The organism is Pseudomonas sp. FBCC-B545 (assembly GCF_059134095.1).
The window spans coordinates 679187-701080 of sequence record NZ_CP101441.1; the positions used below are offsets into that span (position 1 = coordinate 679187).

The 21894-nt window shown below is 61.9% G+C and carries 26 protein-coding genes; 13 read left to right on the plus strand and 13 right to left on the minus strand.

Features of this window, described 5'->3' with window-relative positions; all coding sequences use genetic code 11:
• The first annotated feature begins 6 nt into the window (after window positions 1–6).
• On the plus strand, window positions 7–891 hold the full coding sequence (locus NMB39_RS03180) for a sugar nucleotide-binding protein (protein ID WP_046069750.1): 885 nt from the start codon (window positions 7–9) through the stop codon (window positions 889–891).
• A gap of 135 nt (window positions 892–1026) precedes the next feature.
• Here the strand turns inward: NMB39_RS03180 and NMB39_RS03185 are convergent, their stop codons facing one another.
• The 5 genes from NMB39_RS03185 to NMB39_RS03205 all read right to left on the minus strand — a co-directional run bounded on the left by NMB39_RS03185 (window position 1027) and on the right by NMB39_RS03205 (window position 4936).
• A complete protein-coding gene (locus tag NMB39_RS03185) occupies window positions 1027–1725 on the minus strand; it encodes an OmpW/AlkL family protein (RefSeq protein WP_046069749.1) in 699 nt (232 codons plus the stop codon).
• Window positions 1726–1819: 94 nt separating this feature from the next.
• Entirely contained in the window at window positions 1820–2341 is a 522-nt protein-coding gene (locus tag NMB39_RS03190) for a DUF3299 domain-containing protein (protein WP_043051134.1), read from the minus strand.
• 11 nt (window positions 2342–2352) lie between these two features.
• Window positions 2353–3618: an ABC transporter permease gene (locus tag NMB39_RS03195; protein ID WP_306956512.1), complete on the minus strand. Its 1266-nt coding sequence runs from the start codon at window positions 3616–3618 to the stop codon at window positions 2353–2355.
• A 1-nt stretch (window position 3619) separates the two neighbouring features.
• Window positions 3620–4330, minus strand: a complete 711-nt coding sequence (locus NMB39_RS03200) for an ABC transporter ATP-binding protein (protein ID WP_198720410.1) — start codon at window positions 4328–4330, stop codon at window positions 3620–3622.
• Window positions 4331–4336: 6 nt separating this feature from the next.
• Window positions 4337–4936: a DUF2796 domain-containing protein gene (locus NMB39_RS03205; RefSeq protein ID WP_198720409.1), complete on the minus strand. Its 600-nt coding sequence runs from the start codon at window positions 4934–4936 to the stop codon at window positions 4337–4339.
• 129 nt (window positions 4937–5065) lie between these two features.
• On the opposite strand from NMB39_RS03205, the gene NMB39_RS03210 reads away from it, so the two are divergent.
• Window positions 5066–5407 (plus strand): hypothetical protein, encoded by a 342-nt coding sequence (locus NMB39_RS03210; protein ID WP_367236721.1) that lies wholly within the window; start codon window positions 5066–5068, stop codon window positions 5405–5407.
• Here the strand turns inward: NMB39_RS03210 and trxA are convergent.
• Genes trxA through NMB39_RS03225 form a run of 3 tightly spaced genes read right to left on the minus strand, consistent with a single transcriptional unit; the run spans window position 5404 to window position 7423 of the window.
• Complete coding sequence (trxA, locus tag NMB39_RS03215; protein ID WP_367236720.1) at window positions 5404–6276, minus strand: thioredoxin; 873 nt, start codon at window positions 6274–6276, stop codon at window positions 5404–5406. The genes NMB39_RS03210 and trxA overlap by 4 nt on opposite strands.
• Before the next feature lie 32 nt (window positions 6277–6308).
• Window positions 6309–6971, minus strand: coding sequence for a class I SAM-dependent methyltransferase (locus NMB39_RS03220; protein WP_367236719.1), 663 nt, complete (start codon window positions 6969–6971; stop codon window positions 6309–6311).
• The gene (locus NMB39_RS03225) at window positions 6968–7423 is read right to left on the minus strand and encodes a YbaY family lipoprotein (RefSeq protein WP_057025371.1); all 456 of its coding nucleotides are present in this window, start codon (window positions 7421–7423) and stop codon (window positions 6968–6970) included. Before NMB39_RS03225 ends, NMB39_RS03220 begins: the two co-directional genes overlap by 4 nt.
• 139 nt (window positions 7424–7562) lie before the next feature.
• Here NMB39_RS03225 and nrdR point away from each other — a divergent pair, with 139 nt between their 5' ends.
• The 11 genes from nrdR to NMB39_RS03280 all read left to right on the plus strand — a co-directional run bounded on the left by nrdR (window position 7563) and on the right by NMB39_RS03280 (window position 15844).
• Window positions 7563–8027, plus strand: coding sequence for a transcriptional regulator NrdR (gene nrdR, locus NMB39_RS03230; protein ID WP_026082968.1), 465 nt, complete (start codon window positions 7563–7565; stop codon window positions 8025–8027).
• Entirely contained in the window at window positions 8024–9160 is a 1137-nt protein-coding gene (ribD, locus tag NMB39_RS03235) for a bifunctional diaminohydroxyphosphoribosylaminopyrimidine deaminase/5-amino-6-(5-phosphoribosylamino)uracil reductase RibD (RefSeq protein WP_057025372.1), read from the plus strand. Before nrdR ends, ribD begins: the two co-directional genes overlap by 4 nt.
• Window positions 9161–9207: 47 nt before the next feature.
• Entirely contained in the window at window positions 9208–9870 is a 663-nt protein-coding gene (locus NMB39_RS03240) for a riboflavin synthase (protein ID WP_043051125.1), read from the plus strand.
• Between the two features lie 15 nt (window positions 9871–9885).
• On the plus strand, window positions 9886–10977 hold the full coding sequence (gene ribBA, locus NMB39_RS03245; protein ID WP_046069739.1) for a bifunctional 3,4-dihydroxy-2-butanone-4-phosphate synthase/GTP cyclohydrolase II: 1092 nt from the start codon (window positions 9886–9888) through the stop codon (window positions 10975–10977).
• Window positions 10978–11065: 88 nt separating this feature from the next.
• Complete coding sequence (ribH, locus tag NMB39_RS03250; protein ID WP_003194576.1) at window positions 11066–11542, plus strand: 6,7-dimethyl-8-ribityllumazine synthase; 477 nt, start codon at window positions 11066–11068, stop codon at window positions 11540–11542.
• Entirely contained in the window at window positions 11539–12039 is a 501-nt protein-coding gene (gene nusB / locus NMB39_RS03255) for a transcription antitermination factor NusB (RefSeq protein WP_046069738.1), read from the plus strand. Before ribH ends, nusB begins: the two co-directional genes overlap by 4 nt.
• 17 nt (window positions 12040–12056) lie before the next feature.
• Complete coding sequence (thiL, locus tag NMB39_RS03260; RefSeq protein WP_198720405.1) at window positions 12057–13022, plus strand: thiamine-phosphate kinase; 966 nt, start codon at window positions 12057–12059, stop codon at window positions 13020–13022.
• A 50-nt stretch (window positions 13023–13072) separates the two neighbouring features.
• Window positions 13073–13798, plus strand: coding sequence for a substrate-binding periplasmic protein (locus NMB39_RS03265; protein WP_198720404.1), 726 nt, complete (start codon window positions 13073–13075; stop codon window positions 13796–13798).
• Between the two features lie 230 nt (window positions 13799–14028).
• Complete coding sequence (ribA, locus tag NMB39_RS03270) at window positions 14029–14646, plus strand: GTP cyclohydrolase II (protein ID WP_057025376.1); 618 nt, start codon at window positions 14029–14031, stop codon at window positions 14644–14646.
• Window positions 14643–15062, plus strand: coding sequence for a nuclear FMR1 interacting 1 family protein (locus tag NMB39_RS03275; RefSeq protein ID WP_043051120.1), 420 nt, complete (start codon window positions 14643–14645; stop codon window positions 15060–15062). Before ribA ends, NMB39_RS03275 begins: the two co-directional genes overlap by 4 nt.
• Window positions 15059–15844 (plus strand): cobalamin-binding protein, encoded by a 786-nt coding sequence (locus tag NMB39_RS03280; protein WP_494339636.1) that lies wholly within the window; start codon window positions 15059–15061, stop codon window positions 15842–15844. The genes NMB39_RS03275 and NMB39_RS03280 overlap by 4 nt, the downstream gene beginning before the upstream one ends.
• A gap of 90 nt (window positions 15845–15934) precedes the next feature.
• Here the strand turns inward: NMB39_RS03280 and NMB39_RS03285 are convergent, their stop codons facing one another.
• From NMB39_RS03285 to NMB39_RS03305, 5 genes are all read right to left on the minus strand, one after another.
• On the minus strand, window positions 15935–17812 hold the full coding sequence (locus NMB39_RS03285) for a TonB-dependent receptor domain-containing protein (RefSeq protein WP_494339635.1): 1878 nt from the start codon (window positions 17810–17812) through the stop codon (window positions 15935–15937).
• Window positions 17813–17953: 141 nt separating this feature from the next.
• Window positions 17954–19852 (minus strand): 1-deoxy-D-xylulose-5-phosphate synthase, encoded by a 1899-nt coding sequence (dxs, locus tag NMB39_RS03290; protein WP_198720401.1) that lies wholly within the window; start codon window positions 19850–19852, stop codon window positions 17954–17956.
• Window positions 19853–19962: 110 nt separating this feature from the next.
• Window positions 19963–20850, minus strand: a complete 888-nt coding sequence (gene ispA, locus NMB39_RS03295; RefSeq protein ID WP_057025380.1) for a (2E,6E)-farnesyl diphosphate synthase — start codon at window positions 20848–20850, stop codon at window positions 19963–19965.
• The gene (locus NMB39_RS03300; protein ID WP_003176346.1) at window positions 20847–21089 is read right to left on the minus strand and encodes an exodeoxyribonuclease VII small subunit; all 243 of its coding nucleotides are present in this window, start codon (window positions 21087–21089) and stop codon (window positions 20847–20849) included. The genes ispA and NMB39_RS03300 overlap by 4 nt, the downstream gene beginning before the upstream one ends.
• A gap of 281 nt (window positions 21090–21370) precedes the next feature.
• The gene (locus tag NMB39_RS03305; protein WP_124356334.1) at window positions 21371–21784 is read right to left on the minus strand and encodes a UCP019853 family protein; all 414 of its coding nucleotides are present in this window, start codon (window positions 21782–21784) and stop codon (window positions 21371–21373) included.
• Window positions 21785–21894: the final 110 nt, after the last annotated feature.

The window sequence follows — 21894 nt, forward strand, 5'->3', positions numbered from 1 at the left end:
CAATCTATGCGAATGCGCCTTATGTTACTGGGCGGCGGGAATGCCCTCGGGCAGGCGCTGATTCGCCTCGGTGCAGAGGAAGACATCGGTTTCCTCGCACCCAAACCGCCCCAAGACGGCTGGGATGCCGCAAGCCTCACCCAATTGCTCGACGACACCCGTCCCGATGCGTTGATCAACCTCGCCTACTATTTCGACTGGTTCCAGGCCGAAGCCGTAAGCGAAACCCGCCTGGCCGGCCAGGAATTCGCCATCGAGCGCCTGGCCGAACTGTGTCAGCACCACAGCATCACCCTGCTGCAACCGTCCAGCTATCGTGTGTTCGATGGCTCTCGCGCCACCGCCTACAGCGAAAAAGACGAGCCGGTGCCCCTGGGCCTGCGCGGCCAGGCGTTGTGGCGTATCGAACAAAGCGTGCGCGCCACTTGCCCACAGCATGTGCTGTTGCGCTTTGGCTGGTTGCTGGATGACAGCGTTGACGGCACTCTCGGGCGTTTCCTGGCCCGGGCCGAGAAACCCGATGAGTTACTGATGGCGGACGACCGTCGCGGCAACCCGACGCCGGTGGACGATGCCGCACGGGTGATCATCTCGGTGCTCAAGCAACTCGATTGCGCGGCGCCGTTGTGGGGCACCTACCACTATGCCGGGCATGAAGCGACCACGCCATTGGCCCTGGGCCAGGCGATCCTGACCGAGGCGCGCAACTTCCACGCGCTGGCCATTGAATCCCCCACCGCCCAGGCCCACGCGGCGCGGCCGGATGCCGCAGAAGAACCGCAGCACGCGGTGTTGGCGTGCAAGAAGATCCTCCACACCTTCGGCATCAAGCCCAGGGCGTGGCGGGCAGGGTTGCCGGCGTTGCTGGACCGCTTCTATCGCCATAGCTGACACCACACAAAACCAATGTGGGAGGGGGCTTGCCCCCGATAGCAGAGTGTCAGTCAACAGATTCATGGACTGATCCACCGCTATCGGGAGCAAGCCCCCTCCCACATTGGTTGTGTGGTGTTCGTGAAATATCGCTTAGAACTTGTAGCCGATACCCACCATGTAAACCATTGGGTCCACGTCCACATTGACCTTGGCGCGAGTGCCCTGGCCCAGCGCATTGTTATCCACAGTCGCCTTGGTGCTGATGTCGATGTAGCGCGCCTGGGCGTTGATCATCCATTTGTCGTTGATCATGTAGTCGGCGCCGATCTGTGCGGCCCAGCCCCAGGAGTTTTCGGCCTTGAAGTTGCTGAAACCGGCTTGTTCGGCACGACCGCCAACGTGTTCGTCGTAGATCCAGGTGTAGTTGATACCGGCACCCACGTAGGGCTGGAACGCCGACTTGTTGTCCAGCGGGTAGTACACGACGCTCAGGGTCGGCGGCAGGTGTTTGAGCGAGCCGAGCTTGCCGTTGGCGGCGCCCAGGGCGGTGTTCTTGAGTTTCACGTCATGCTCGAACGGCGTGGCGGCCAGCAGTTCGATACCCACGTGGTCGGTGATCATGTAGGCGAAGTTCAAGCCCAACTGGGTGTCGCTGCTCATGGTCGCCTTGCCGCCCAGGTTGGTGCCGGCCAGTGGGCCCTGGTCAACCTTGACTTTGCCGCTGTCGGCGTCCGGGTTCACGGTGATTGCACCGGCACGCACCAGGATATCGCCCGCTTGGTGAGCGTGTGCGACCGGTGCGACGAGGGCGAGCGCGAAGAGGGACGCGCCGAGCAGAGACTTGTTCATGGGAGCTCCAGAGGACGTTTAGAAGTTGTACGTCCAATGGTAAAGATCGTTCCGACTGGTCTTTTGACTCAGCTCAATGAAAGGGTGATCAGCGCTACTCCTGCAGCTCATACATGTAAATCTTCTCGGCATCCATCTGGTAACCGGCGTCGGCCAGCTCGCTTGACGACGGCTTGACCTGCATCGCGCCTTCGATCCAGTACGGCTGATACAGCTCATCGAGCTTCACGCCCACTTCGCTTTTGACATGCACGATCTGGTTCGACGGCGGTGGCGGCACATGAATGCATGCGCCGAAATACGGCACCAGCAGGAACTCGGTGGTACGACCTTCCTCACTGACCTCCAGCGGCACGATATACCCCGGCAGGCGGATATGTTGGCCGTCGAGACCTTGCACCACCGGGGCATTGGGCAGGTCCTGCTTGGCCGCGGGCGCAGCTTCCACGGACAAGGCGTCGGCCATGTTCGACAGGTCGTGCAGCGGTTTCATATTGGGGATTTCCGGCGGTGCGTCCGGCGGGATCATCTCCTGCCAAGACAAGTCCCTGGGCGGCTCATCCGCCCACACGGGCACGCTCACCAGCAGCAACAGGGCAAACAGGGCACGACGCATCGAAGCCTTCCTCATAAACGAATGGACAGGCCATCGGCCAAAGATTGTCGATAGGCACGCCACGCGGGCACGCTGCCCATCAACAGCGCTGCCGCGAGGATACCCGCCAGCAGGGTCCATTCATATTCGCTCGGCCAGGACATCGGCAGGTCCAACCCGTAGTTGGCCTGCAAGTAACCCCGTGACGCGGCGATGCATACGTACAGCAGCCCCACGCCCGCCACCACGCCGGACAAGGCCAGGGCAAAGGCTTCGAAGATCAGCAGCGTTGCGATATGCCACGGGCGCGCGCCCACCGAACGCAGGATCGCCATCTCGCGGCGGCGCTCATTGAGGCTAGTGAGGATTGCCGTGAGCATGCCGATCAAACCGGTCAGCACCACGAACAGCGAGATCACGAACAAGGCTTTCTCGGCGGTGCCCATCATGCTCCACAGCTCTTGCAGGGCCACGCCCGGCAGGATCGCCAGCATCGGCTCGCCACGGAACTCATTGATCTCCCTTTGCAGGGCGAAGGTGGAAATCTTGTTGTTCAGGCCGAGCATGAACGCGGTGATGGCTTGTGGAGTCAGGTCCATATTGCGCGCCTGGTCGGCGCTGACGCGGCCTTTGCCCTGGGCCGGTACGCCGTTGTGCCAGTCGATATGGATCGCTTCCATGCCGCCCAGGCTGATATGCAGCGTGCGATCCACCGGAGTGCCGGTGCGCTTGAGGATGCCGACCACGGTGAAGGGTTTGTCGTCGTGCTTGACCAGGCTGACCACCGCCACGCCGTGGGCCAGCACCAGCTTGTCGCCGAGCTTGTAATGCAGGGCATCGGCGACTTCGGCGCCGAGCACCACTTCGAACGGGTCGGTGGCGAAAGCGCGGCCGCTGGCCAGTTCGAGGTTTTGCTTGCGCCCGTACTGGTAGTGCTCGAAATAAGATTCGTTGGTGCCCATCACCCGGTAGCCGCGATGGGAGTCACCCAGGGAAATCGGAATCGCCCATTTCACCTGGGGGTTGGCGGCGAAGTGCTCGTAGCTGTCCCAACGAATATTGTTGGTGGCGTTGCCGATACGGAACACCGAGTACAGCAGCAGGTTCACTGAGCCCGAACGTGCACCGACGATCAGGTCGGTGCCGCTGATGGTGCTGGCGAAACTGTTGCGTGCCTCGACGCGCACGCGCTCCACGGCGAGCAACAAGCACACGGAAAGCGCGATGGCGAAGGCGGTGAGGATCGCGGTAAAGCGGCGGTTAGCCAGGCTGGCCATGGCTAGACGAAACAGATACATCTCAAACCTCTGCGGGCGTGGCGGCGCGATTGAGTTCGGCCAGCGACAGGTTGCGGTCGAACAGCGACGCCAGGCTCTGATCGTGGCTGACAAACAACAGGCTGGCGCCAGCGTCGCGGCATTCAGCGAACAGCAACTGGATGAAGGCTTCGCGGGCGTCATAGTCCAGGGCCGAGGTGGGTTCGTCGGCGATCACCAGCTCCGGTTGGCCGATCAACGCACGGGCCGCGGCGACCCGTTGTTGCTGGCCGATGGACAGCGAGTCGGCGCGCCGCTCAAGCAGATCCTTGTCCTTCAAACCCAGGTGCGCAAGCAAGGTCGCGGCCGCCTGGTCGACACTGCCGTGGCGCTGCCGGGCCCGCTGTGCGCGCAGCTTGGAAAAGTGGCAAGGCAGCTCGACGTTTTCACGCACCGACAGGAAGGGCAGCAGGTTGAATTGCTGGAAGATGTAGCCGGTGTGGTTGACGCGGAAGCGATCACGGGCGCCGGCCGAGAGTTCGGTCAATTCCTGGCCGAGCAGGCGGATGCTGCCCTGGCTGGGTTTCTGCACGCCACCCAAGAGCCCCAGCAGCGTGGTCTTGCCACTGCCGCTCGGGCCCTTGAGAAACAGGGTTTCCCCGGGCTCCAGGCGGAACGCGGGAATGTCCAGCAACTGCGGGTGACCGGGCCAGTTGAAGCCCAGGTTGGACAGTTCGATCAATGGGTGGGTCATGTGAACTCAGAACTTCAGGGTGGCTGCGGTGGCCGTCGCGTCAACACCTTGCTGACCGCTTGGGCCGATCAGTTGTACCTGAATTTTCGTGGTCGCAGGGAAGGTCTTGAACACTTGGCTCAGGTCGAGGTTGCCCAGGGCTGTCGGCGTGGCGCAGGTGAACTGATAGTGGGCGTGGATCTCGCTGTGGTCGTGATGGTGCTCGTGGGCGGCAGCGCCTTTGCCGTCGGTGGCGTGGTCATCGTCGTCATGCTCGGCTTCGGGCTTGTCACCGAACAGCGGGCTGTTGAGTTCCTGGCTGCTGACCTTGCAGCCTGCGGCCTTGGGCAGGTTGAACAGTGCCTGCGGGTTCTCCAGCTGCTTGCGCGCGGCGGCGACCTTGGCTTTGTCGGCGGCGCTGGTCGCCGCATGCTCGAACCCCACCAGGTTCATGGCCGGGCTGTCCAGCTCAAGCTCCAGGGCTTGGCCGTCCAGAACCGCGTTGAGGCGAGCGACGCCGTGTTCGTGGGCGCCAAGACTGCCATGCTCGTGGTCATGATCTTCGTGAGCATGTGCGACAGCCAGTGGCAGCAGGGCAAACGGCAAAGCGAGCAGCAAACGGCGCATGGGACGGCTCCAAGATGAAAGTTATGTTATGTGATCTTATAACAATAAGTTTGAGAGTTTGACCGCCCGCTTGGCGTTGCGCAAGCGGCATGGGAGCATGCCCATCAGAAAAATGCAGGAGTAAGGACGATGTTGCGAATTCGTGGAACCGTCGGCGACCTGCCGGTAGATTTGACCCTGGAACTGGATGACGGTGATTGGGCGCGGCTGGGCGCACAGTTACAGACCGCTCCAACGCCAAGTGCGCCAACGCCGACGCCAGTCAAACAGAACGAGGATCTGTGGCAGCACGCCCAGGATCTGCTGCGCAAGGCCGGGCAACTCAATGGTCTGGAATTGCTCGATCAACTGGAAGGGTTGGCTGGCGATGCCGGGGCAGGCAAGCGCCTGCTGGTCCGCCTGCGCCACAGCGCCAAGGTCAAGGTGAGCAGCGGCGGTGATACGCCGCTGTACAGTTGGATCGGTGATTAGTACAGCGCAGCAAACAACTTGCGACGGTACGCCGTGACCAGCGGGTGATCATTGCCCAACAGTTCGAACACCTGCAGCAAGGTCTTGTGGGGCAAGCCTTCGCTGTAGCTGCGGTTGCGGATAAACAGCTTGAGCAGGCCTTCCAGCGCCCCATCGTATTGCTGGCGCGCCAGTTGCTGGATCGCCAGCTGATAGGCCGCTTCATCGTCCTGCGGGTTTTGCGCCAGGCGGCTTTTCAGGTCGGCAGCATCCGGCAAGTCCGCAGCCTGGCGCAGGAAGGTGATTTGCGCCTTGGCCCCGGCCAGGGCAGCCTTGTGGTCGTCGCCCTTCACCGCGTCGAGCACGGCCTGGGCTTCGCCCAATTCACCGCGTTCGGCCAGGCAGCGTGCGTACAGGATCAGTGCGCCAGCGTTGGTGTTGTCCTCACCCAATAGCGCCACCAGCAGTGCTTCGGCCTCGCTGATACGCCCTTCGCTGAACAACGCCTGGGCCTGCTCCAACGGATCCGCCGCAGCCGGTGGTGGCATCTGCACATGGGGTTCCAACATGGCCCGCACTGCCGACTCCGGTTGTGCACCGGCAAACCCGTCCACTGGCTGGCCATCCTTGAACAGCACCACCGTCGGCAGGCTTTGAATGCCAAAGCGCGCCACAATGTCCTGCTCGGCCTCGCAGTCGACCTTGGCCAGCAGCAACTCGCCCTGATAACTCTCGGCAATCTGCGCCAGCATCGGCATCAGCGCCTTGCACGGCGCACACCACTCGGCCCAGAAGTCCACCAGCACGGGTTTTTCAAAAGAGTTCTGAATCACCGCCTGGTCGAAGTTGGCGGTGGTGACGTCGAAGATGTACGGCGTGGGCTCACTCATGGGGCGTCTCGAATAAAGCGGGAATGGGGCAACTATAAGGGCTGGCGCCGCGAATGGTACAGGCTCACCTTGCGAAACTCCCAAGGCTCGGCCAAGTCAGGCAGGGTCAGCGCATCCAGGATACCCAGCCGTTGATAATGTGGGTGACGGAAGTCCCGCACCCGCGAATCCGCCACCAGCGCTTCGCGGCCACGGCTGAGGAATTGATCCAGCAGCGGCAGGTTGGCGCGGTCGTAAAGTACGTCGGCCACCAGGATCAGGTCGAAGCGGTCGGCTTCGGCGAAAAAGTCTGCCGAATAACCCAGTTCCACCTGGTTGAGTTCGGCGTTTGCGCGGCAAGAGGCCAGGGCCAGCGGGTCGAGGTCACAGGCCACCACTTCGAGGGCGCCGGCTTTTACGGCGGCAATCCCGGCCACGCCGGAGCCGGCGCCGAAATCCAGCACGCGTTTGCCGACGACCCACTCGGGGTGCGCCGTCAGGTAACGCGCCAATGCCAGGCCGCTGGCCCAGCAAAAGCTCCAGTAGGGCGGCTCATGCAGGATGCGCCGGGTTTCTTCCTGGCTGAAGGCACGGTCCATGTTGTCGGCGTCGAGCAGCCACAACGACAAGTCAGTGCCCGGGAGCGGGCAGGGCACCAATTGCGCGTCGCCGATCAACTCGCTCAGGGCTCTTTGCAGGTGCAGCGGTGGCGTCATGGCGCCTTGACGAGTTGCAGGGGGCCGGTGGTCTGGGTGATCGCCTGGGTGACGCGCACCGCAGGCAGGTGCAGGATCAACTGGCCGGACTGGCTGGCGCGGCCACGCAATTCAACCCGCGCACCGGCCGGGAAGGCTTCAGGGTTGAAGCGCAGGCGGAAGGCCAAGGGCTTGCCATTGCCGCTCAGCACGCTGCTGGCGAGCAGTTGCTGCGGGCGCGAACGGTCATCGATCACCAGCAGTGCCATTTCGACTTCGGCGCCGGCGGGCACGTTGGTCAGGCTGCCGCTGATTTCCCGTTGATAGGCGGGCAGGGGGCCGAGGTCTTCAATGCCCGGGACTTTTTTCTCTTGCGCCGGTGTCGGTTGAGGCGCGGCCGGCTTGGGGGCTTCGCTGCTGCAGGCGACCAGGAAACTGAACAGGGTGAGTAGAACAAATGGTCGTAACTGCATGTACGGCTCCAGAAAGGACAAAATCCGTGGCTTAAAAATATGAAACATATAGGCCTGCCTATATACCGTAAAGGCTATGGCTTGTCTTGCCACGGGGATGCGCTACCATGGCCCTCCCATTTTTTGTTGCCTGCCAACCATGCACTGTCCCTTCTGCGGTGCCAACGACACCAAGGTCATTGACTCGCGTCTGGTCGCCGAGGGCGATCAAGTGCGTCGTCGGCGCGAATGCCTGGCCTGTGGTGAACGTTTCACCACCTTCGAAACCGCCGAACTGGTATTGCCCCGTCTGATCAAGTCCGACGGAAGCCGCCAGCCTTTCGACGAAGAAAAACTGCGCGCCGGTATGCAGCGCGCCCTGGAAAAACGCCCGGTGAGTGTCGAGCGCCTGGAAGCGGCGCTGGTGCACATCAAGCACAAGCTGCGTGCGACCGGCGAGCGCGAGGTCAAGAGCCTGGTCGTCGGCGAGCTGGTGATGGGCGAGCTGCAAAAGCTCGACGAAGTCGCCTATATTCGTTTTGCCTCGGTGTATCGACGCTTCCAGGACCTCAATGAGTTCCGCGAAGAAATCGACCGCCTGGCCCGTGAGCCGGTGAAGAAATGAACCCACCCAGCGCTGAACAGGCGGTCCTTGACGCCCATTACATGGCCCGCGCCCTCGAATTGGCGCGCAAGGGCCTGTACACCACTCACCCCAACCCGCGGGTAGGCTGCGTGATTGTGCGTGACGGGCAGATTGTCGGCGAAGGCTGGCACGAGCGCACCGGCGAGCCCCACGCCGAGCCGAATGCCTTGCGCGCCGCCGGTGACAAGGCCCGTGGCGCGACGGTGTACGTCACCCTTGAACCGTGCAGCCACCATGGCCATACGCCGCCCTGCGCCGATGCGCTGGTGACGGCTGGCGTGGCGCGGGTGGTCGCAGGCATGCAGGACCCCAACCCGGAAGTGGCCGGGCGCGGTATGCAGCGCCTGGCCCAGGCCGGTATCGAAGTGCGCAGCGGCGTATTGGAAGCTGAGGCGCGGGCGCTAAACCCGGGCTTTCTCAAGCGCATGGAGCACGGCCTGCCGTTTGTGCGGGTCAAGTTGGCCATGAGCCTGGACGGCCGCACCGCGATGGCCAGCGGCGAAAGCCAATGGATCACCGGCCCCGCTGCCCGCGCCGCCGTCCAGCGCCTGCGTGCCGAGGCCAGTGTGGTGTTGACCGGTGCCGACACGGTGCTGGCCGATGATGCCCGCTTGACCGTACGTGCCGCTGAGCTGGGTCTGGATGAAGCCACCACGGCCCTGGCCATGTCGCGCCCACCGTTGCGCGTGTTGATCGATGGCCGGCTGCGGGTGCCGCTCAACGCCCCCTTCTTCAAGGCAGGACCGGCACTGGTCATCACCTGCGTCACCGCGCAAAACCAATACCCCCGTGGCCCCGAGTGCCTGGTGGTGCCGGGCGTGGACGGTCAGGTTGACCTGCGTTCTGCTCTGGTGGCGTTGGCCGCACGTGGCGTCAACGAGGTGCTGGTGGAAGCCGGCCCGAGCCTGGCGGGTGCGTTTGCCCAGCAGGGCCTGGTGGATGAATACGTGATTTTCATCGCCGGCAAATTCCTCGGCTCCGCCGCCCGGCCGCTGCTGGATTGGCCGCTTGAAAAACTGGCCGACGCCCCTCGACTCAAGATCACTGAAATGCGTGCTGTAGGCGACGATTGGCGAGTCACTGCCATTCCCGTCCCGGCAGCGAGCGTATAATTCCCGGCCTGCGCTTGAGCGCCCGCCCTCGTTTTCAGGAGAACGACATGTTCACCGGCATTATCGAAGCCATTGGCAGCATCCGTGCAATGACCCCCAAAGGTGGCGACGTCCGCCTGCTGGTTGAAACCGGCAAGCTGGACCTGGGCGACGTCAAGCTGGGCGACAGCATTGCCGTCAGTGGCGTGTGCCTGACCGTTGTCGACCTGCCGGGCAACGGCTTTGCCGCCGACGTCAGCCGGGAAACCCTGGACTGCACCGCGATGAACGACCTCAAGGCCGGCAGCCCGGTCAACCTGGAAAAAGCCCTGACGCCTACCACGCGCCTGGGCGGTCACCTGGTCAGCGGCCATGTCGACGGTGTCGGCGAAGTGGTGGCCCGCAGCGAAAATGCGCGTGCCGTGGAATTCCGTATCCGCGCTCCCAAAGAGCTGGCCAAGTACATCGCCCACAAAGGCTCGATCACCGTCGACGGCACCAGCCTGACCGTGAACGCCGTCAATGGCGCCGAATTTGAACTGACCATCATTCCCCACACCTTGAGCGAAACCATCATGGCGTCATACCAGCCAGGTCGCCGGGTGAATCTCGAAGTCGACTTGCTTGCCCGTTACCTGGAGCGCCTGCTGATGGGCGAAAAGGCCGCAGAGCCTGCATCCGGGAACATCACTGAAAGTTTTCTGGCCGCTAACGGCTACCTGAAATCCTGACCAAGGGGGTGCCGCGTGGCGCTCAATAGCATCGAAGAACTGGTTGAAGACATCCGCCAAGGCAAGATGGTCATCCTTATGGATGACGAAGACCGCGAGAACGAAGGCGATATCATCATGGCCGCCGAGGCGTGCCTGCCTGAGCACATCAACTTCATGGCCAAGCACGCCCGCGGGCTGATCTGCATGCCCATGAGCCGCGAACGCTGCGAATTGCTCAAGCTGCCACTGATGGCGCCGCGCAATGGCTCGGGTTTCGGCACCAAGTTCACCGTATCGATTGAAGCCACCACGGGTGTCACCACCGGTATTTCCGCCGCTGACCGTGCCCGCACCGTGCAAGCCGCTGCCGCGAAAGACGCCAAGGCCGAAGACATCGTCAGCCCGGGCCATATCTTCCCGCTGATGGCCCAGCCCGGTGGCACACTGGCACGCGCCGGCCACACCGAAGCCGCCTGCGACCTGGCGCGCATGGCCGGTTTCGAGCCGAGCGGGGTGATCTGCGAAGTGATGAACGACGACGGCACCATGGCCCGTCGTACTGAGCTTGAAGCCTTTGCCGCCGAACACAACCTCAAGATCGGCACCATCGCCGACCTGATTCACTACCGCATGATCCACGAACGTACCGTTCAGCGGATTGCCGAGCAGCCGCTGGACAGCGAACTGGGCCAATTCAATTTGGTGACCTACCGTGATTCAGTGGAAGGCGACGTACACATGGCCCTGACCCTGGGCAATATTTGCGCCGAAGAACCGACCCTGGTGCGGGTGCACAATATGGACCCCCTGCGCGACCTGCTGATGGTCAAGCAACCGGGTCGTTGGAGCCTGCGCGCCGCCATGGCTGCGGTCTCCGAGGCGGGCAGCGGTGTGGTGTTGTTGCTCGGTCACCCATTGGACGGCGATGTCTTGCTGGCGCATATCCGCGAAACCGCTGACGCCGTGCCGGTGAAAAAACCGACCACCTACAGCATCGTCGGTGCCGGTTCGCAGATCCTGCGCGACCTCGGTGTACGCAAAATGCGCCTGATGAGCGCACCGATGAAATTTAATGCGATATCCGGATTCGACCTGGAAGTTGTAGAATACGTGCCCTCCGAATAAAGGCTGGCGATTTCTGCCCCTTGTTCGCGGTTAAATCATCACTGAGGGACGCACTTTTCGCGTCCCGGCTCTTTAAGAGATTTGTCGAATGACCCTGAAGACCATCGAAGGTACCTTCATCGCCCCCAAAGGCCGCTATGCCCTGGTGGTTGGCCGCTTCAACAGCTTCGTGGTTGAAAGCCTGGTAAGCGGTGCCGTTGACGCCCTGGTTCGCCACGGTGTGAGCGAGAGCGACATCACCCTTATCCGTGCCCCTGGCGCCTTCGAAATTCCACTGGTTGCGCAAAAAGTTGCTCAACAGGGCGAGTACGCGGCGATCATCGCCCTGGGCGCGGTCATTCGTGGCGGTACCCCGCATTTCGAATACGTGGCTGGCGAATGCACCAAGGGCCTGGCCCAGGTGTCCATGGAGTTCGGCGTGCCGGTTGCCTTTGGCGTGCTGACCGTTGACTCCATCGAACAAGCCATCGAGCGCTCCGGCACCAAGGCCGGCAACAAAGGCGCTGAAGCTGCCTTGTCCGCGCTGGAAATGGTCAGCCTGCTGTCGCAGTTGGAGGCCAAGTGATTTCCGACGAGAGCGATCGTTTCAACCCGCGCGACGAGCGTCCAGCCGATGCCGGCAAGCCCTCTAAAAGCGAAAAGCGCCGTGCGGCCCGTCAGCTCGCCACCCAGGCCCTGTACCAGCGTCACATGGCCGGCACTTCGCTGAACGAGATCGAAGCGCAATTTCGCGTCGATAACGACTTCACCTTTGCTGACCAGAGCTACTTCCACGATATCCTGCACGGTGTTCCGGCCAACCAGGCCGAGATCGATGCTGCGCTGTCGCCATGCCTGGACCTGACCCTCGAAGAGCTGGACCCGGTTGAGCTGGCGGTACTGCGCCTGTCTACCTGGGAGCTGCTCAAGCGCGTTGACGTACCGTACCGCGTGGTAATCAACGAAGGCATCGAACTGGCGAAAGTCTACGGTTCGACCGACGGCCACAAGTTCGTCAACGGCGTACTCGACAAGCTGGCCCCGCGCCTGCGCGAAGCCGAAGTGAAGGAACACAAGCGCTGATTCGCGCTTGAGTTCCCATGGGTGAATTCGAGCTGATCCGCACGTTCTTCGCCGCCGCGCCCTGTGCGCAGGGCGGCGAAGGCATTGCCCTGGGGATCGGCGACGACTGCGCCTTGCTTGCGCTCCCCGCCGGGGAGCAACTGGCTGTTTCTACCGATACGCTGGTGGCCGGCGTGCATTTTGCCGACCCCTGTGACCCGTTCCTGCTCGGCCAGCGCTCGCTGGCTGTGGCGGTGAGCGATTTGGCCGCCATGGGCGCCAATCCCCTCGCATTCACCCTTGCCCTGACCACGCCGAGCGTCGACGCCGATTGGCTGCATCGCTATGCCCAAGGCTTGAACGCCATGGCGCAAAGCTGCGGCGTGGGCCTGGTAGGCGGCGATACCACCCGTGGGCCGTTGAGCCTGACCCTGACCGTGTTTGGCCGTGTGCCGGCCGGGCAGGCGTTGACGCGCAGCGGTGCACGGCCGGGTGACCTGCTATGTGTCGGCGGTGAGCTGGGCAATGCCGCCGGCGCTTTGCCGCTGGTATTGGGCCAGCGCACGGCGGATGCGGCAATCGCCGAGCCGCTGCTGGCCCATTACTGGTCGCCGCAACCGCAGTTGGCCTTGGGGCTGGCGCTGCGGGGCAAGGCGACTGCGGCGATGGACATCTCCGACGGGCTTCTGGCCGATTGTGGGCATATCGCCAAGGCCTCGGCGGTCCGCCTGGTGGTCGAACGTCACAGGTTGCCGTTGTCCACGGCCTTGCTGGCATTTGTCGGCGAAGACCAGGCCCGTGTGGCGGCATTGAGCGGCGGCGATGACTACGTGCTGGCGTTCACTTTGCCAGCGTCTCAGTTGTTGCCGTTGCAGGCGGACAACTGGCCAGTGCATGTGATCGGTCGGGTCGAAGCCGGGCAGGGCGTGACGCTGCTCGATGCCAACGGCCAGGACGTCACCCCGGCGGTGCGCGGCTACCAGCATTTTCGCCGGGCGCCCTAAGCTGGCGTCCTGCTACCCTTAATAGGTTTACTCCAGGAGAGGCCGTCACTATGGCTGTGCGCCGCTGGCTGCTGACCGTGCTGTGTGCCTTTGCCGTCATGGCTCAGGCGGAACAGATGCCTGTGCCTGGCAGGATCGTGCTGGCCAGTGAGCAGTGGAACGACTACACCAACCAAGATGGCAGCGGCCTGGCCTGGGACCTGTTGCGTCAGATTTTCGAGCCCGCTGGTATCACCTTGCAAACCCGCAGCGTGCCCTATACCCGCTCGGTCGGCCTGACGCAGCGCGGCGAGGTGGATGGTTATGTCGGCAGCTATCGCAATGAGGCAAGCGCAGTGTTGTATCCCCGATGGAACTTCGACGCCGACCACATTTACGCCCTCGGGCTGGCAACAGCGCCAACGCCGACGTTGGCGACGCTGGGCGACTACCGCCTCGCCTGGGTGCGGGGCTACAAGTACGAGCAATACCTGCCCAGCGTGCGTCGCTTCAACCAGATCGAGCGGCGCAGCGGTATCCTGCCGATGCTGCAACACGGCCGCGCCGATTTTTATATCGACGCCCTCACTGAAGCCAAGTACGTGCTCAGCCAATCCCAGGACCCGGCGCTGTTCAAACTCACGCATATCGCCGAGTTGCCGCTTTACATTGGCTTCGCCGATTCCGAGCGCGGGCGGGCGTTGATGGCGGTGTATGACCAGCGCCTGACCAGTCTGGTCAAGACGGGCGAGTTGAAAGGGATTTTCGCACGCTGGAACCAGCCCTATCCGTTCTAGTTCACTGTAGGAGCGAGCGTGCTCGCGAAAAAAACCCATAGGCGCCGCGTTGCTTCAGAATGCCTGCGTTAACGTCGACGACTTTCGCGAGCAAGCTCGCGCCTACATAGAATCAATCCGAAGGCCAATCGAACCTATTGATCTTTATCAGCGATAATTCAGCTTAAGCGTCTGTAGGAACGTACTGTTACAATGGCCGTCTCTGTGAAATCTGAAATCAGGAGCACACGGTGCCCGTCGTTTTCGTCGCTGCTTCCAAGCTACCTACCCCCTTTGCCACGTTCACCATGCACGGCTTCCTCGAAGAAGCCACCGGGCGCGAGCACGTTGTGCTCAGCCTCGGCGACATCACCGATGGCGCGCCGGTGCTGGGGCGTGTGCATTCCGAGTGCCTGACCGGCGATGCGCTGTTCAGCCAGCGCTGTGACTGCGGCTCGCAACTGGAAGCGGCAATGCAAGCCATCGCCCGTGAAGGCCGTGGCGTGCTGCTGTACCTGCGTCAGGAGGGCCGCGGCATTGGCCTGCTGAACAAGATCCGTGCCTACGAACTGCAAGATGGCGGCGCCGACACCGTGGAAGCCAACGAACGCCTGGGCTTCGCCGCTGACCAGCGTGACTACGCGATCTGCCTGCCGATGCTCGAGCACCTGGGTGTCAAATCCCTGCGCTTGATGACCAACAACCCGCGCAAGGTCAAGGCCTTGACCGAGATGGGCATCACCGTGGCCGAGCGCGTGCCGCTGCATACCGGGCACAACCCGCACAACAAGCTCTACCTGGCCACCAAGGCCAGCAAGCTCGACCACATGATGGGCAACGAGCACCAGGGCGAGGTCGACCGCGCGTGACCCGAGGCCAGGTAAAGCGGCGACTGTCTTTCAACTGGTGGCAGTACCTGGCCCTGGCGTTGCTCCCATTGTTTGTGATCAACCTGGTATTTGGCCGCGCCGAATCCCTGCTTCCCGTGCTGGCCATGCCGTTTTTCATTGCTGGCGTGGGGTCGATGTTTCTCAGCCTGCGTTATTTCCACGGTTATAAACATGCGCTGATCGCTACCTCCAAAGCCCTCGATACCCCTGAGGAACCCGCTGCCTGGATCACCCTGGCGGCGCGTCGGCGCACGGCCTTGCTGGTGGCCGCGCTGCCGGCCTGGATCGGTGCGCTGGCGGTGTTTGTCGGGCTGGAAGCGGTGCCGCTGTTTCTGCTGGCAATGTCGACCATGGTGCTGTTTTACCTCTACCGCATTCCGCGTCAACTGGGATGAGCCGTTACTGGCTGGCACTGCTGCTGGTATTCAGTGTTCAGGCGGTGGCGGCCGAGCGAGTGGTCAGCCTGGCGCCGTCACTGTCTGAAATCGTGGTTGAACTGGGCGCTGCCGACCTGCTGGTGGGCGTACTCGATGGCGGCGAACGGCCGGCAGCGTTGGCGAAAGTGCCGTCGGTCGGGCATTACGGCCAGTTGGACATGGAGCGCCTGCTCAGCCTCAAGCCTGACTTGATCCTGCTGTGGCCTGGCAGTGTTGGCCCGGCCCAGCGCGAGCAATTGCAGCGCCTGAATATCCCGGTGTACGTCGCCGAACCCCATAACCTTGAACAGCTGACCACCCAGGTCCAGGCCATTGCCGAGCAATTGGGCCGCGCGCAGGCTGGTCGAGTGTTGGCCGATAAGCTGAGTAAACGCCTCGCCGAACTGCGACAGCGCTATCGGCGCACCGAACCTTTGCAAGTGTTTTATCAAGTGTGGAACCAGCCGCTGTATACCGTGGGCGGTGGGCAGATCATCAGCGATGCGCTGGGGGTATGCGGGGCGCGCAATGTGTTTGATGATCTTAAGCTGCCGGCCCCGCAGGTCAGTGTGGAGTCGGTGTTGCAGCGTAATCCCGAGGTGATACTGGTGGGTGACCAGGCGCAGATGGATGCGTGGAAAGCATGGCCGACGATGGCGGCACGCCTCTTGTTAGTGCCGGACAAGGGATTGGAACGGCCCAGTGGGCAGATGTTGGAGGCGGTGGCGCGGTTGTGTCAGGTGTTATCACCTGACCTGTGACACCGCTATCACAGGCAATCCAGCTCCCACAGGGGAATGCATTTCAAATGTGGGAGCGGGCTTGCTCGCGAAGAGGCCGGCTCAGACAATTCAGATCTCAGGTGTCCAAGTAACCCCAAACATCCACACCCGGCCTTCTTCGCGATAATTCTGACTTTCCTCGAGGTAGCTGTACTTCGCCCGCGCATAGGACTTGTCCAGCACGTTATCGACCTTCAACGACAATGATACTTCCCGGTTTAATGCCCAACTGCTGCGCAGCCCCAGCAAGGCGTAGCCGCCCATACGATCGCGGTTGGCTTCGTCGTCGTAGCTGCTGCTGATCGCCTGCCAGCTCGCGCCGATGCCCACCTCGTCGAACTGCCGATCCAGGTCCAGGTTCAATGTACGCCGTGCGCGACGCGCCAGGGTATGCCCGCTTTCACGGTCACGCGGGTCGATGATCGAGAGGCCCAGGTTGCCCTGCCAGCCAAACAGCTCCTGCTTGAGCGCTGCTTCAAGGCCGTTGATGCGCGCTGACGCCACGTTTTGCGGCTTGCCGGCGTCGAGGATGATCGCGTCGCTCAGGTCGGTGCGGTACAGCGAGGCTTCGAGGCGCGTGCTGTCTGTCAGTTGGCTGCGCCATTGCAGCTCATAGCTCTTCGATGTCTCGGGCTGCAGGTTAGGGTTGCTGTATTGCGTGAGGGGGTAATAGAGATCGTTGAAAGTCGGTGCACGGAAGCCTTCGCTGTAGCTCAAGAGCAGGTCATTGTCAGAGTTGACCGGCACGGTGAGCGTGCCGCTCCAGCTATTCTGACCGCCGAACTGCTGGTTCTGGTCGCGACGCAGCCCAAGCTCGGTGGAAAACCACTCGCTGTGGAAGCGGTGCTGCACAAAGGCGGCGCGGTTCCAGCGGCTGTTTTCGGTAAAGGTGGTGGAGCCGTGGAAGCGGTCTTCATACCAGTCGCCACCGACGATCAGGTTGTTCTGCTCATTCAGGGTCAGGTCGTTCTGCCAGTTGACCGAATCGCGATAGGTATTGAACACGCTGAAATCATCACTGAGCGTATCGCGCTTGGTGTCACGGTTTTCGCTGTGGCCCAATTCCAGGCGCGACTGCCAGGTCTCATTGAGCTTGGCATCGACATAACCGCTGGCGCTGCTCACCGTGTAGTCAGTGTAGGGTTTCTGACCAACGCTTTGCTCGGTGACGCTGTCGTAGCGGCCAAAGCTATTGTCATATTCCGACTTGCCGCGGTTATCCAGTAGATTGAAACCTACCTCCAGCTCATCGCTGAACGAATGGCTGAGATTCAGGCTGATGGACTGGTTGCGGTAGGCATCATGGTCGCCGTCGCTGGGGAACGACGCGTGGCTCGAGTTGATGCCAGCGGTTTCATCCAGGCTCGCCCCCAGATTGAAGCGCGTGTGTTCATCGCCACCCGATAGCCCCAGGCTGCGCTCCCATGTCTGGTTACTGCCAAATCCAAGCTTCATCCTTGGTTGCAGGCCTTGCTCGGCGTTGCGCCGGGTAAAAATCTGGATTACTCCGCCAATCGCGTCACTGCCGTAAATGACCGAACGTGAACCGCGCAGCACTTCTACGCGCTCAATCTGATCGACGTTCAGGTATTGCAGGCCACTGTCACCGGTGGTGGTGTTGGCAATGCGCTGGCCGTCCACCAGTACCAGGCTTTGTGCGGCCTTTGTGCCGCGAATGAAGATCCCCGGCAAACTGCCACGCCCACCGGTCGGCGCAACCTGCACACCAGGCACGCGGCTGAGCAGGTCGGTGACGCTGGTGGGCTGCAGGCGGTCGATGTCGGCGCGGGTGAACACAGTGTTGGCAGCGCTGCTGTCGTTGCGCGCCTGCACCTGGCGGTTGGCGCTGATAACCACGTCGGAGAGCTTAAGCGCCTGGTCGCGGGTGTCGGCGAGCAGGTCGGCGCAAGGTAGAAGCAGTAGGGCAAGGCACAGGCGGCGGTTCATGGGCTGTCCATAGCGTTTGAAGGTGACACAAAATAAATGTGGGAGGGGGCTTGCCCCCGATAGCGGTGTGTCAGTCTCAGTATTTTTAACTGATCCACCACTATCGGGAGCAAGCCCCCTCCCACATTTTAGTCCCGGTTTCTACAGGGCCAGCATTGCCATGCGCTCGCGAACCGAGGCTTCGATGCCGGCCTCATCCAGCCCGCACTCAGCCAGCATCTGCGCCGGCTTGGCGTGCTCGACGTACAGATCCGGCAGGCCCAGGTGCAGCACCGACTTGAGGATATTCTCCCGCGCCAGGAATTCGCTGACCGCCGCCCCTGCGCCGCCCATGATCGCGTTTTCTTCAACCGTCACCAGCAGCTCATGGTTAGCTGCGATCTCGCGCACCAGCGCTTCATCCAGCGGTTTGACGAAACGCATGTCGACCACAGTGGCGTCGATCTTCTCGGCGACTTTCAGCGCTTCGGCCAGTTGCACGCCAAATACCAAAAATGCGGTTTTGCTGCCTTGGCGGCGCACGATGCCTTTACCGATCTCAATCGGTTCCAGGTCTTTCTCGATCATCGCGTTCGGGCCATTGCCCCGCGGGTAACGTACGGCGGCCGGGCCGTTGTACAGGTGGCCGGTGCTGAGCATCTTGCGCAGTTCGTTCTCGTCGCTCGGCGTCATCACCAGCATGCCGGGGATGCAGCGCAGGTAGGACAGGTCGAAACTACCGGCATGGGTCGGGCCGTCTTCGCCCACCAGGCCGGCGCGGTCGATGGCGAACAGCACATCGAGGTTCTGCACCGCCACATCGTGAACAAGCTGGTCATAACCGCGCTGCAGGAAGGTGGAGTAGATCGCCACCACCGGCTTGGCTCCCTCGCAGGCCATGCCGGCGGCGAAGGTGACGGCGTGCTGCTCGGCAATCGCCACGTCGAAGTAACGCAGCGGGAAACGCTCGCTGAACGCCACCAGGTCGGAGCCTTCCTTCATCGCCGGGGTGATGCCCACCAGGCGCGGGTCGGCGGCGGCCATGTCGCACAGCCATTCGCCGAACACACCGGAATACTTCGGCCCGCTGGCTTTTTTAGGCGCAGCGGCGGGGGCGTCCAGGGGCTCAAGCTTGGTGATCGCGTGGTAGCCAATCGGGTCGACTTCCGCCGGGGCGAAGCCTTTGCCTTTTTTGGTGACGATATGCAGGAACTGCGGGCCCTTGAGGTCACGCATGTTACGCAAGGTGGCGATCAGGGTCGGCAGGTCGTGGCCGTCGATAGGGCCGATGTAGTTCCAGCCCAGCTCTTCGAACAGGGTGCCGGGCACCAGCATGCCCTTGGCGTATTCTTCGGTACGACGGGCAATTTCCCACGCGCCAGGCAGGCGCGAGAGCACTTTCTTGCTGCCTTCGCGCATGCTGGCGTAGGTGCGGCTGGAAAGGATCTTCGCCAGGTAATTGGACAGCCCCCCGACATTGCGCGAGATCGACATGTCGTTGTCGTTGAGGATCACCAACATGTTGGCGTCCACTTCCGGCGCGTGGTTGAGCGCTTCAAAGGCCATGCCGGCGGTCAGCGCACCATCGCCGATCACGGCAATGGCTTTGCGCTCGCTGCCTTGCAGGCGAGCGGCAATCGCCATGCCCAGCGCTGCACTGATGGAGGTGCTGGAGTGGCCAACGCCAAAGGTGTCGTACTCGCTCTCCGAACGTCGCGGGAAGGCGGCCAGGCCGTCCTTCTGGCGCAGGCTGCCCATGCGCTCGCGCCGGCCGGTGAGAATCTTGTGCGGATACGCCTGATGGCCCACGTCCCACACAAGCCGGTCATCCGGGGTGTCGAACACGTAATGCAGGGCGATGGTCAGCTCGATCACGCCCAGCCCGGCGCCGAAATGCCCACCGGTCTGGCCGACCGTGTAGAGCAATTCCAGGCGCAACTCATCGGCCAGGGTTTCCAGCTCGGCTTCACCCAGTCGACGCAGGCCGTCCGGCGTGGCAGCGCGGTCGAGCAAGGGCGTGGACGGGCGTTTGCGGGGAATCTCTTGAAACGTCGTGGGCATCAGGCGAATCGTTATAGGTATAGAAGAGGCGGCAGTTTACCTCAAGCCGTGCAAACTGCCCACGCAGAGCGCCGAACTTGGCCGATATGCGGCGCAAATGGCCGGGGTTGTCAGTGGCGACGCTCGACGATATACCGCGCCAGGTCCCGCAGGGGCTCGGCCGCCGCGTCGAAAGGTCGCAGGGCATCCAGGGCCTGGTCACGCAGTTCAATGGCATATGCCTTGGCGGCTTCCAGCCCAAGCAACGCAGGGTATGTCGGCTTGTCCCGTGCAATATCGGCGCCTTGGCGCTTGCCCAGGGTAGCCGTGTCACTTTCTACGTCGAGAATGTCGTCCTGTACCTGGAACGCCAGGCCGATAGCCCGGGAATAGGTTTGCAGGGCCGCCAACTGCGCGGCTTGGGCACGGCCACTGGCCAAGGCGCCCAGGTGCACAGCGGCTTCAATCAGCGCGCCGGTCTTGTGGCGATGCATGTGTTCGAGAGCTTTTTGATCCAGCTTGAGGCTGACCGAACCCATATCGATGGCTTGCCCGCCGACCATGCCGGCTGGGCCTGCGGCCTGGGCCAAGGTGGTTACCATGCGCAGGCGGATCTCGGCGTTGACGCTACTCAAGCGCGGGTCCAGCAATGCGCTGAACGCCAGGCTCTGCAAGCCGTCACCGGCCAGGATCGCATAGGCTTCATCAAAGGCTTTGTGGGTGGTGGGCTGGCCGCGACGCAGATCGTCGTCGTCCATTGCCGGTAAATCGTCATGTACCAGGGAGTAGGCGTGGATCAGCTCCACCGCGCACGCGGCACCATTGGCTTCTTCGGCAGGCGCACCCAGGGCTTCACAGGCCGCATAGGCCAGCAACGGGCGCACACGCTTGCCGCCATTCATCACGCTGTAGCGCATGGCTTCATAGAGGCGCGCCATTTCCGGGCTTGGCGCAACAAACAAGGGCTCCAGCGCGGCATTCACCCGGGCTTGGCTACTGGCCTGGTACGCGTCGATCATTCCGGCTGTTCCGCATCGAAAGGTTCTTCGGCCAACTCCCCATCGCGCTCCAGCAACACCTGGACCTTCTGCTCCGCCTGCGCCAACGCGCTCTGGCAGTCGCGGGTCAGGCCGATGCCCTGCTCAAACGCCGTCAACGAGTCCTCCAGCGACAACTCGCCGTTCTCCAGCCGCTCGACCAGGGTTTGCAGGTCGGCGAGGGATTGTTCGAAATCCAGTGCAACTTTTTTGCGGGCCATGGCGGCAATTCCGGTAGACGGTAAACCGGCGCGACACTAGCAGACATGGGGGATGGGGGCAAATGACTAGGGGGCTACTCGTGGGTGGGATTGATCTGATAACGCGTGCTGCGGCCGCCTCCGGGGAGGCGTGTCAGGCAGTTTTTTTCCAGTAGGTCGGCAGTGGCGTGTTGCCAGGTTCAGCGTGGGTGATCCATGGAGGAATGCATGGGTGGGGCGAGCCGAATAGAGGGGGTTATTCGGCTCATTTGGTGAGCCGATTGTGCGAGCTATTTCGCATGTCAGTGAAAACAGGCGTCGATTCTTTCAACTTTTAGTTTGATAAAATGGTCGTTGCATTCGGGATGGTCGTAATGTACGCCCTCGACATTAAGAGATGTGAAAGACATTAAGATTTCATTGTGCAGGTCTCCGTACAGTACATATGAATAACCGCGATTTGTATGTTTTATCAGTGTGTTAGTTTCGCCAGTTCGTTCAATTTCGTAGTTTTCTGAAAGATTTAATGTGAGTTCCACGTCATACGTCTTACCCACTTCAAGCTCATAGGGGCAATAGCTGGCGAAGCAGTTTATAGTCGTCCCTTCGATGATCAAAGTTACGTCTTCTTCTATATGTTCGTTGAGCGCTACAACTTTTGCTTTTTTATAGTTATTGGTTGTAAGGTCTGATGGTTTTGTCAGTGGCGTCGCCATTTATCATCCTCCAGAAGTCTTTCCCACTTTTGGTATGTAAGGTGGTTATGTTGCCATCTGCATTCGTACCCGCGAATGCAAATTTCGCTTGGCCCGTTCTATTCGTTCCC

Excerpts from the sequence above, each read along its gene's own strand:
- NMB39_RS03180 (WP_046069750.1), top strand. The coding sequence starts at position 7 with ATGCGAATGCGCCTTATGTTACTGGGCGGCGGGAATGCCCTCGGGCAG.
- NMB39_RS03185 (WP_046069749.1), bottom strand. The coding sequence starts at position 1,725 with ATGAACAAGTCTCTGCTCGGCGCGTCCCTCTTCGCGCTCGCCCTCGTC.
- NMB39_RS03190 (WP_043051134.1), bottom strand. The coding sequence starts at position 2,341 with ATGCGTCGTGCCCTGTTTGCCCTGTTGCTGCTGGTGAGCGTGCCCGTG.
- NMB39_RS03195 (WP_306956512.1), bottom strand. The coding sequence starts at position 3,618 with ATGTATCTGTTTCGTCTAGCCATGGCCAGCCTGGCTAACCGCCGCTTT.
- NMB39_RS03200 (WP_198720410.1), bottom strand. The coding sequence starts at position 4,330 with ATGACCCACCCATTGATCGAACTGTCCAACCTGGGCTTCAACTGGCCC.
- NMB39_RS03205 (WP_198720409.1), bottom strand. The coding sequence starts at position 4,936 with ATGCGCCGTTTGCTGCTCGCTTTGCCGTTTGCCCTGCTGCCACTGGCT.
- NMB39_RS03210 (WP_367236721.1), top strand. The coding sequence starts at position 5,066 with ATGTTGCGAATTCGTGGAACCGTCGGCGACCTGCCGGTAGATTTGACC.
- trxA (WP_367236720.1), bottom strand. The coding sequence starts at position 6,276 with ATGAGTGAGCCCACGCCGTACATCTTCGACGTCACCACCGCCAACTTC.
- NMB39_RS03220 (WP_367236719.1), bottom strand. The coding sequence starts at position 6,971 with ATGACGCCACCGCTGCACCTGCAAAGAGCCCTGAGCGAGTTGATCGGC.
- NMB39_RS03225 (WP_057025371.1), bottom strand. The coding sequence starts at position 7,423 with ATGCAGTTACGACCATTTGTTCTACTCACCCTGTTCAGTTTCCTGGTC.
- nrdR (WP_026082968.1), top strand. The coding sequence starts at position 7,563 with ATGCACTGTCCCTTCTGCGGTGCCAACGACACCAAGGTCATTGACTCG.
- ribD (WP_057025372.1), top strand. The coding sequence starts at position 8,024 with ATGAACCCACCCAGCGCTGAACAGGCGGTCCTTGACGCCCATTACATG.
- NMB39_RS03240 (WP_043051125.1), top strand. The coding sequence starts at position 9,208 with ATGTTCACCGGCATTATCGAAGCCATTGGCAGCATCCGTGCAATGACC.
- ribH (WP_003194576.1), top strand. The coding sequence starts at position 11,066 with ATGACCCTGAAGACCATCGAAGGTACCTTCATCGCCCCCAAAGGCCGC.
- thiL (WP_198720405.1), top strand. The coding sequence starts at position 12,057 with ATGGGTGAATTCGAGCTGATCCGCACGTTCTTCGCCGCCGCGCCCTGT.
- NMB39_RS03265 (WP_198720404.1), top strand. The coding sequence starts at position 13,073 with ATGGCTGTGCGCCGCTGGCTGCTGACCGTGCTGTGTGCCTTTGCCGTC.
- NMB39_RS03280 (WP_494339636.1), top strand. The coding sequence starts at position 15,059 with ATGAGCCGTTACTGGCTGGCACTGCTGCTGGTATTCAGTGTTCAGGCG.
- NMB39_RS03285 (WP_494339635.1), bottom strand. The coding sequence starts at position 17,812 with ATGAACCGCCGCCTGTGCCTTGCCCTACTGCTTCTACCTTGCGCCGAC.
- dxs (WP_198720401.1), bottom strand. The coding sequence starts at position 19,852 with ATGCCCACGACGTTTCAAGAGATTCCCCGCAAACGCCCGTCCACGCCC.
- ispA (WP_057025380.1), bottom strand. The coding sequence starts at position 20,850 with ATGATCGACGCGTACCAGGCCAGTAGCCAAGCCCGGGTGAATGCCGCG.
- NMB39_RS03300 (WP_003176346.1), bottom strand. The coding sequence starts at position 21,089 with ATGGCCCGCAAAAAAGTTGCACTGGATTTCGAACAATCCCTCGCCGAC.
- NMB39_RS03305 (WP_124356334.1), bottom strand. The coding sequence starts at position 21,784 with ATGGCGACGCCACTGACAAAACCATCAGACCTTACAACCAATAACTAT.